Below are 7,228 nucleotides of genomic sequence, written 5' to 3' on the forward strand. Positions count from 1 at the left end.
ATAGGATCACGTATTTTTAACGGGAATATGAGCATCAAGTTGACGACCTGCAGCAAGATTAGGGTAATCTTTTCTATTAAAAAAGTATAATGCTTCTTGCACTCGCGCATTTAAGCGATCATTATTAATAATGTAACGATCAAGTTGAATAAAGGTTAAAGGAATATTTAAATCTTCTCCAGTTAAATATGCGGCAGTTTCAGGAGAAAATTTTTTCGTATCTCGTTCTTCTATAGAAACACGTACGATTACTTTTTGCGCATCTCCTAAGAGAATGACTTGGCTTCCTCCGCCAACGAACTCATCAACATGAGCATTAATTTGTAAAACAATTCCATCTTTCGGTGCTACAACGTTAAATTGGCGGAGAGCCAATTCAGCATTTTTTAGATTTGCTTTTGCCGTGTCCAAGCTGTGCTGCAATTGCTCTATTTGTATTGTTCCCATTTTCACTTCATAAGCTTTTTCGCGTACATCAGCTTGATTAATGGCGCGTTTATCAATACTTTTTAATCGTTTTAATTGCGCTTCCGCATGCTTTAAATTTTTTGTCTGAATCATAAGGTTGTTTTCTGCTTGTCTAAGTGCGCTCTGATTAACAGCCACATTATGCTGTCCTACTGTGTCATCAAGTGAAAATAAAATTTCTCCTTGTTTTATCATCTGTCCCACTGTGACATGAATCTTTTTAATAATGCCACTTTGTATGGTTGGAACATGAGTTATGTCATTTGTAGCATCGATTATGGCTGGAGCAACCAACTCTTCATTCTTCACGGTAGCAGGCGCGGGCTGCATGTGGAGCATTGCCATTTTGCGATTCAATACGAAATAAAAATAGGAGCCACCAACTAAAAGTAACAGCAAACTACAACCAATAATTTTTCTTTTCATACTGTTTCCTTTCGATAAGTCACTTGATAATCATTTAATCCTTTGAACTCAAGTATTTTATCCGCATGTGGCATAATACGATAATCATGAGTGGAAATTAAAAAGGTGCATCCATGTTTTTGTGCATACTCTTCTATTAACGAAAAAACCACATCACTACTATCTCTATCTAAATTACTGGTGGGTTCGTCACAGAGAATTAAACGAGGAGCTCGGATTAATGCACGTCCCATCGCAATCCGTTGTTTTTGTCCACCCGATAGAGTATCTAATTTTGAGTAAATATGAATTTCAAGTCCTAAACGAATCATCAGCTGCTTTGCTTGTTGGTAAGCTTCTTCAGGTGAGACCCCATCGATTAACAAAGGCAATGCTAAATTTTCAAGTGCAGATAGAGCCGGAAATAAATGAAGATGTTGAAAAAGAAAGCTAATATGGGAGGCGCGAAAAGCAACTTTATTTTTAGGGGACATTTTATAAATGTCGTGTCCACACACTGCGCAAACCCCTTGATCCGGAGTGAGGATGCCTCCTACTATCATGAGTAATGTTGTTTTTCCACATCCAGACGCACCCATCAACATGCCTATTTCTCCGGGGTGAAGAGCTAATGAAAAATTATCCAATACAGAAAGAGTTGTAGTGCCTGTTTGATATGTTTTAGCAATATCCATGCAATGTAAGGTAGGAATTTCGCTGTTATCCATTAATTTGAGTCGCGACATAATTCTACTGAATCCAAACGTAAGACTTTTAAGATAGCAAAATAAGAGGAAAAAACAATCACTATTGTTGAGCCAAGTGCTCCTAATAAAATAATTTGATGAGTTAGGTGAAATGCCACCGTTGTATCATGAAAAATCAATCCAAAAAGAATGGTAAGTGATAGACCAAGAATATAACCTAATCCTCCGGTAATAGCGGCCTGAAATAATACCATTTTAATTAACGAAGAACTGGAAACTCCTAGCATTTTCAACATGCCGAATTGATGAAGGTGGGTTAAAACAAAATTGGTAAAGATCTGCCACATCATAACAAGGCCAATAATGAACCCCACAATTGCTACAGCAATAAAAGCTATAACAATAGGTGTTTTTTCACGAAAAAATTGATTGGCACGATCGACAAATTGATCTGGCGTTAGAGGAAGAAAGCCGGTGGTTTTGCGAATTTCATAGGCGACTTGTTGCACATTATAGGACGGTTTTACTTTGACTAAAATAAAAGAGTTTCTATGTGAAATATCAGGAATATGGTTACTTGTCATGTATGCTTTAGGCTCATACATATAAGTACGCAATGGTTTAGTAATAGCCGTTACTATAAATTTGTTTTGGCCTTCAATCATTTTTTCACCCGGTTGAATTGTTCTTCCATCAGGTGTTTCGAATTGTTTTAAAGCATAACCATCAATAATAATTGAATTGGTCTTATGGATTGTAGATCTTGCACCTGCTATCATGGTTTCAGGCAAGCCAAGTAAGGAGTCTGGATCAACACCAATAAGTTCCCAATTTGAGATTTTTCCGGTGCCAGTATGTATCATAGTATACCATGTTCGATATAACTGTTTTGCCCAAAGTACTCCAGGAATACTACGAATGCGATAGATATCTATAGGTCTAAAATATAGAGAATCTGAAAATGAAAAGGAAGTGTCGCCCATCACCCATAAATCAATACCAGTAATCGCCCGAATTGGCGCAACAATGCGGTCGGTTACTCCTTGATAAATACCTGGTTGTTGCATAATGATGAAGGAAGAAAATGTCGCACCAATTACCATACCAATAAACTTGCGCTTACTGTTTACGAGCATTTTCAAAGCAACAGAAAATAAATTGATGTGTTTCACATCAATTAATGAACGAGCTATTTTACCAATCATTCTTTTACTTAGTGCTCTATGGCAACCCTTTGAATATATGTTCATCCGGAACATGCATAATACAGCAGTAGTTTAAACGAAGCTTTTAGATATCTCAAGAAATATAAGATATTTTAATAAATGGCTATATTATACAAAAGGTTAATAGGACTTACCTGAAAGAAGACTTATAGAGTTCTGTATATATTTTAATTGAATGTTGTTGTATAATGACAACCTGAATGGATGTATTTATAGGAAATAATATGGGTCGTACTTTATCAAAAAATCATCCCGCACAAATGTTTTTAATGTTATGGCGTCATTATGATCTCATTCTACAACTCGTTAAACGAGACATCTTGATGAGATATCGTGGTTCTTTTGCTGGAGTATTGTGGTTAATACTCGCTCCTCTATTAATGTTAGGTCTCTATACACTTGTGTTTAGCGTTTTTATGCGTATCCAATGGCCGGGTGTTACTAATAATCTTATGTATTCATTACTGATTTATGTAGGTTTAATCATTTTGAATTTTTTTGGTGAATGTATGAATCGATCACCTACTATGATTGTGAGTAATGCAAACTTTGTAAAAAAAGTGGTATTTCCTGTAGAAATTTATCCCTGGATAATCATAGGCTCAGCTCTTTTTCATGCAATAGTAAATACGTTTATATTAGCGTTGTTTTGTTTTTTTATATTAGGAAAAGTGAATGGTACCATTTTATTACTGCCTATTTTATTTATACCCCTAATTTTGTTTTCCTTAGGAATGAGTTGGTTTCTTTGTTCTGCAGGAGTATATGTAAGAGATATTACTCATATGATGGTTTTTATTCTACAAGTAATAATGTATCTGTCACCTGTTTTCTATTCAATAAGTATGTTGCCTGAGTTATTTCAAAAGATTTTGTTTCTCAATCCACTAACCTGTATCATTGAGCAAGCTAGAAGCCTTGTTATTTTTGGAAAATTACCTCAGTGGGAAAGTCTTGGTATTTTTTTTATTGTTAGTGTTTGTATTGCCTATATAGGATTTCTTGGATTTCAGAAAACAAAAGATGGATTTGCAGATGTTTTATAATCTTTTTGCTTGATCAAGCATTTTTATCTGTTAAATCATACATAATTTTTGCTTTTTATAATTGACTTTCGAAAAAGGATTGGTGAGTGAATGTCTTCTGAAATTGCCATTAAAGTAAATAATCTGAGCAAATGTTATCATATTTATGAAAAACCTCATGATCGCTTATTGCAAATATTAAGGCGAAATCGTAAACAATATTACCGGGAGTTTTGGGCACTTAAAGATGTGTCCTTTCAAGTAAACAAAGGTGAGACGGTTGGCATTATCGGAAAAAATGGTAGCGGTAAATCAACTCTATTACAAATCATTTGTGGAACGCTGACTGCTACAGAAGGAGAGGTACAAACACAAGGACGGATTGCTGCTTTATTAGAGCTTGGCTCAGGTTTTAATCCAGAATTTACGGGTCGTGAAAATGTTTATATGAATGCCACGATGCTTGGATTGAGTAAGAAAGAAATCGATGAGCGTTTTGACGACATAGTTGCTTTTGCGGATATTGGAGACTTTATCGAGCAACCAATTAAAACATATTCTACTGGAATGACGATAAGATTAGCTTTTGCAGTTCAGTCACAAGTGGAGCCAGATATTCTGATCGTTGATGAGGCCTTAGCCGTGGGGGATGCGAAATTTCAAGCAAAATGTTTCGATAGATTGAAACAGCTGCGAGAAAATGGAACTAGCATTTTATTGGTCACTCACTCAAGTGACCAAATTGTTACCCATTGTTCCCAAGCTCTTTTGTTAAATAATGGCGTGGTTATGGAATTAGGTGAACCCAGGCATGTCGTCAATCGATATGTAGATTTGTTATTTGGTAAGGCAAACACGCAAGAGCTACCTGAAGAGCAACAACCTGCAATTGAAACAACAAAACCCCAATATAAGTTAAGTACATCTGCGGATATGTTTTCCACACGTCCTTGCTACAATCCTTATGAATATCGATGGGGAGATGGTGCGGCCAAAATCCTTGATTTTTACATGGAAGTAGAGAATAACCCCTATCCATCGGTAATCACTACAGGTCAATTGATTACATTTCAGATTGCAGCGATATTTTTAAGGGATGTGATACGTCCAATTTTTGGGATTACGATCAAAACAAAAGAGGGATTGCCTGTTTATGGAGCTAACTCAGAAACGCTTAATGTAGATGAATTTAAAACATTTGGTTCTAACGGGAAAATCATTCAATCTGAGGTATCATTTCATTGTAAGTTGGCTTCGGGGGATTATTTTGTCTCATTCGGGGTTGCTTCTCGACAAGGAGAAGATATTATTCCTCATGACCGGCGTTATGATTCGGTACATTTACATGTTTTATCGGAGACGAACTTCTTTGGTCTTGTTGATTTAGGACTTAAACTTTCTGCACAGGAAGTATGCACATGAACACTTTGCTTTCTAAGTTAGATTACTCTTTGGATCGTACCACACAGGTATGGTTTAAAGCCGATTGTGAGAGTATCGCTTATAATGACGGAGATGAGGTTGAAAATCGTATTATTTCGGTAATTCTCCAGGCAAAGGATATCTCATTATTTTCACCTGAATTAAAAATACACTGTATTGATTGGCCTTCATTATACCATCTTAGTGCGAGTAGAGCTAATATTTTACGCCCTTTTCATAGTATGCTTTCGGGAGCGGACGTGCTTGAAATAGGTTCAGGTTGTGGAGCAATAACTCGCTATTTAGGGGAATGCGGTGCTCGTGTTTTAGCCCTTGAAGGAACACTAAGGCGTGCTGAAATTACTCGTGCTCGAACTCGTGATTTGAGTAATGTAGCTGTGGTATGTGAGCAATTTCATAAGTTTTGTTGGAACCAGAAGTTTGATGTAATCACTTTAATTGGTGTATTGGAATATGCTAATTTATTTATGCCAGGAGAATGTCCGGTACAAACCATGCTTCAGCATGTTAAGTCCATGTTAAAACCCGAAGGTCTACTCATTATAGCAATTGAAAATCAGCTGGGGCTTAAATATTTTGCTGGAGCCCCCGAAGATCATCATGGCAAACCGTTGTATGGAATAGAAGGACGTTATAGAGATAGACAGCCATCAACTTATGGGCGACATGCTTTAAAAAACCATCTCAATCAAGCCGGTTTTGTAGAAAATCATTTTTTTGCCCCATTTCCCGATTACAAGTTACCCTTATCCATCATTAGCCAGCGAGGTTTTTCCAGTCAAGAATTTGATGCGGGAATGTTAATAACCCATGGTGTAAGAGCAGATCCACAATTACCACCTCATTTAGTTTTTTCACCTGAATTAGTTTGGCCTGTTGTTTTAAAAAATGAGCTTGCACTTGACCTTGCGAATTCCTTTTTGATTGTAGCCCAAACCTCAAAAATTAAATTAGCTTCATCAGAAGTTTTAGCGTATCACTACTCCACACAAAGGACTAAAGCATTTTGTAAGGAAACCTTATTCTTACACAATAAAAAAGGAGATATTGAAGTCCAATGTAAATTACTTGAATCCAATACATCTCAAAACTTGGAGTATCGGGAACTAGCACATACTCTCGAAAAAAGAGCTGTTTATATTAAAGGTAAACTTTTGTCTTGTGAGTTTATTGATATTGTAACTCGTGATGGATGGTCTATTGATGAAGTAGCTTTATTTTTCAAAAAATATTTGTTCATATTGGCGTCGCTTGTCTCAAAAAATAATCCAATTAAGGAAATTGATATTGATACACTTTTGCCTGGAAATAGTATTGATCTGATTCCTCAAAATATCATAATTGATCAAAAGAATATACCTTGTGCAATAGATCACGAGTGGACTTGGAAAAAACCAATACCCGCTGGATTTCTTATATTTCGTAGTTTACTCATGTTGAATAATATGATTTCTTGCTATGGCAAAACAAAGAACTCTCCTAGTACTTTGTTAGAATTATTTTTAGCTGTATATAAAACGTTGGGGTTTGAAATAAATGAGAAAAAGATTCAAGTTTATTATGACTTGGAACTTTCATTCCAAAGTAAGGTTGTTCATGATCATGTTGTAATACCGCATTTAAATTCGCCTCTACGGACTTCTAACTTAAATCATGTAATTGATTATAAGAACCATACTCAGAATTTAGAAAAAGTTCTTATAGATAAAGATAATCATATAAGAAATTTGGAGAATATAGTTGTAGATAAAAGAAGACATATCGAAAATTTAGAGCAAATGTTTGGAGAGAAAGACAACCATATAAAAAATTTAGAGCATACGGTTGAAGATAAAGACAGGCATATTGAGAATCTAGAATATTTGTCTGGAGAGAAAGACAACCATATAAAAAATTTAGAGCATATGGTTAAAGATAAAGAAGAACATATCGAAAATCTAGAACAGATGTTTGA

The 7,228-nt window shown here is 35.6% G+C and carries 6 protein-coding genes; 3 read left to right on the forward strand and 3 right to left on the reverse strand.

The annotated features are described in order from the left end of the window. Positions 1–6: 6 nt before the first annotated feature. The 3 genes from Lgra_RS07845 to Lgra_RS07855 are packed head-to-tail and all read right to left on the reverse strand — an operon-like array spanning position 7 to position 2,830. Positions 7–894: an efflux RND transporter periplasmic adaptor subunit gene (locus tag Lgra_RS07845; RefSeq protein ID WP_058498694.1), complete on the reverse strand. Its 888-nt coding sequence runs from the start codon at positions 892–894 to the stop codon at positions 7–9. Further along, positions 891–1,619 (reverse strand): ABC transporter ATP-binding protein, encoded by a 729-nt coding sequence (locus Lgra_RS07850; RefSeq protein WP_083502876.1) that lies wholly within the window; start codon positions 1,617–1,619, stop codon positions 891–893. The genes Lgra_RS07845 and Lgra_RS07850 overlap by 4 nt, the downstream gene beginning before the upstream one ends. Next, positions 1,601–2,830 carry an ABC transporter permease gene (locus tag Lgra_RS07855; protein ID WP_207385577.1) on the reverse strand — a complete coding sequence of 410 codons (1,230 nt, stop codon included), beginning with the start codon at positions 2,828–2,830 and terminating at the stop codon, positions 1,601–1,603. Before Lgra_RS07855 ends, Lgra_RS07850 begins: the two co-directional genes overlap by 19 nt. 200 nt (positions 2,831–3,030) lie before the next feature. Between Lgra_RS07855 and Lgra_RS07860 the strand changes: the two genes are divergently transcribed. From Lgra_RS07860 to Lgra_RS07870, 3 genes are all read left to right on the forward strand, one after another. Then, positions 3,031–3,852, forward strand: coding sequence for an ABC transporter permease (locus Lgra_RS07860; protein WP_058498697.1), 822 nt, complete (start codon positions 3,031–3,033; stop codon positions 3,850–3,852). A gap of 90 nt (positions 3,853–3,942) precedes the next feature. Further along, positions 3,943–5,253, forward strand: coding sequence for an ABC transporter ATP-binding protein (locus Lgra_RS07865; protein WP_058498698.1), 1,311 nt, complete (start codon positions 3,943–3,945; stop codon positions 5,251–5,253). Then, positions 5,250–7,228 (forward strand): class I SAM-dependent methyltransferase (locus Lgra_RS07870; RefSeq protein WP_162264318.1); only part of this gene is annotated, 1,979 nt, incomplete at its 3' end. The genes Lgra_RS07865 and Lgra_RS07870, both read left to right, overlap by 4 nt.

It is taken from the genome of Legionella gratiana (assembly GCF_001467695.1).
Classification (GTDB): domain Bacteria; phylum Pseudomonadota; class Gammaproteobacteria; order Legionellales; family Legionellaceae; genus Legionella; species Legionella gratiana.

Bases quoted from the DNA above. Each gene is read 5' to 3' on its own strand.
- Lgra_RS07845 (WP_058498694.1), bottom strand. From the start codon at position 894: ATGAAAAGAAAAATTATTGGTTGTAGTTTGCTGTTACTTTTAGTTGGT.
- Lgra_RS07850 (WP_083502876.1), bottom strand. From the start codon at position 1,619: ATGTCGCGACTCAAATTAATGGATAACAGCGAAATTCCTACCTTACAT.
- Lgra_RS07855 (WP_207385577.1), bottom strand. From the start codon at position 2,830: ATGAACATATATTCAAAGGGTTGCCATAGAGCACTAAGTAAAAGAATG.
- Lgra_RS07860 (WP_058498697.1), top strand. From the start codon at position 3,031: ATGGGTCGTACTTTATCAAAAAATCATCCCGCACAAATGTTTTTAATG.
- Lgra_RS07865 (WP_058498698.1), top strand. From the start codon at position 3,943: ATGTCTTCTGAAATTGCCATTAAAGTAAATAATCTGAGCAAATGTTAT.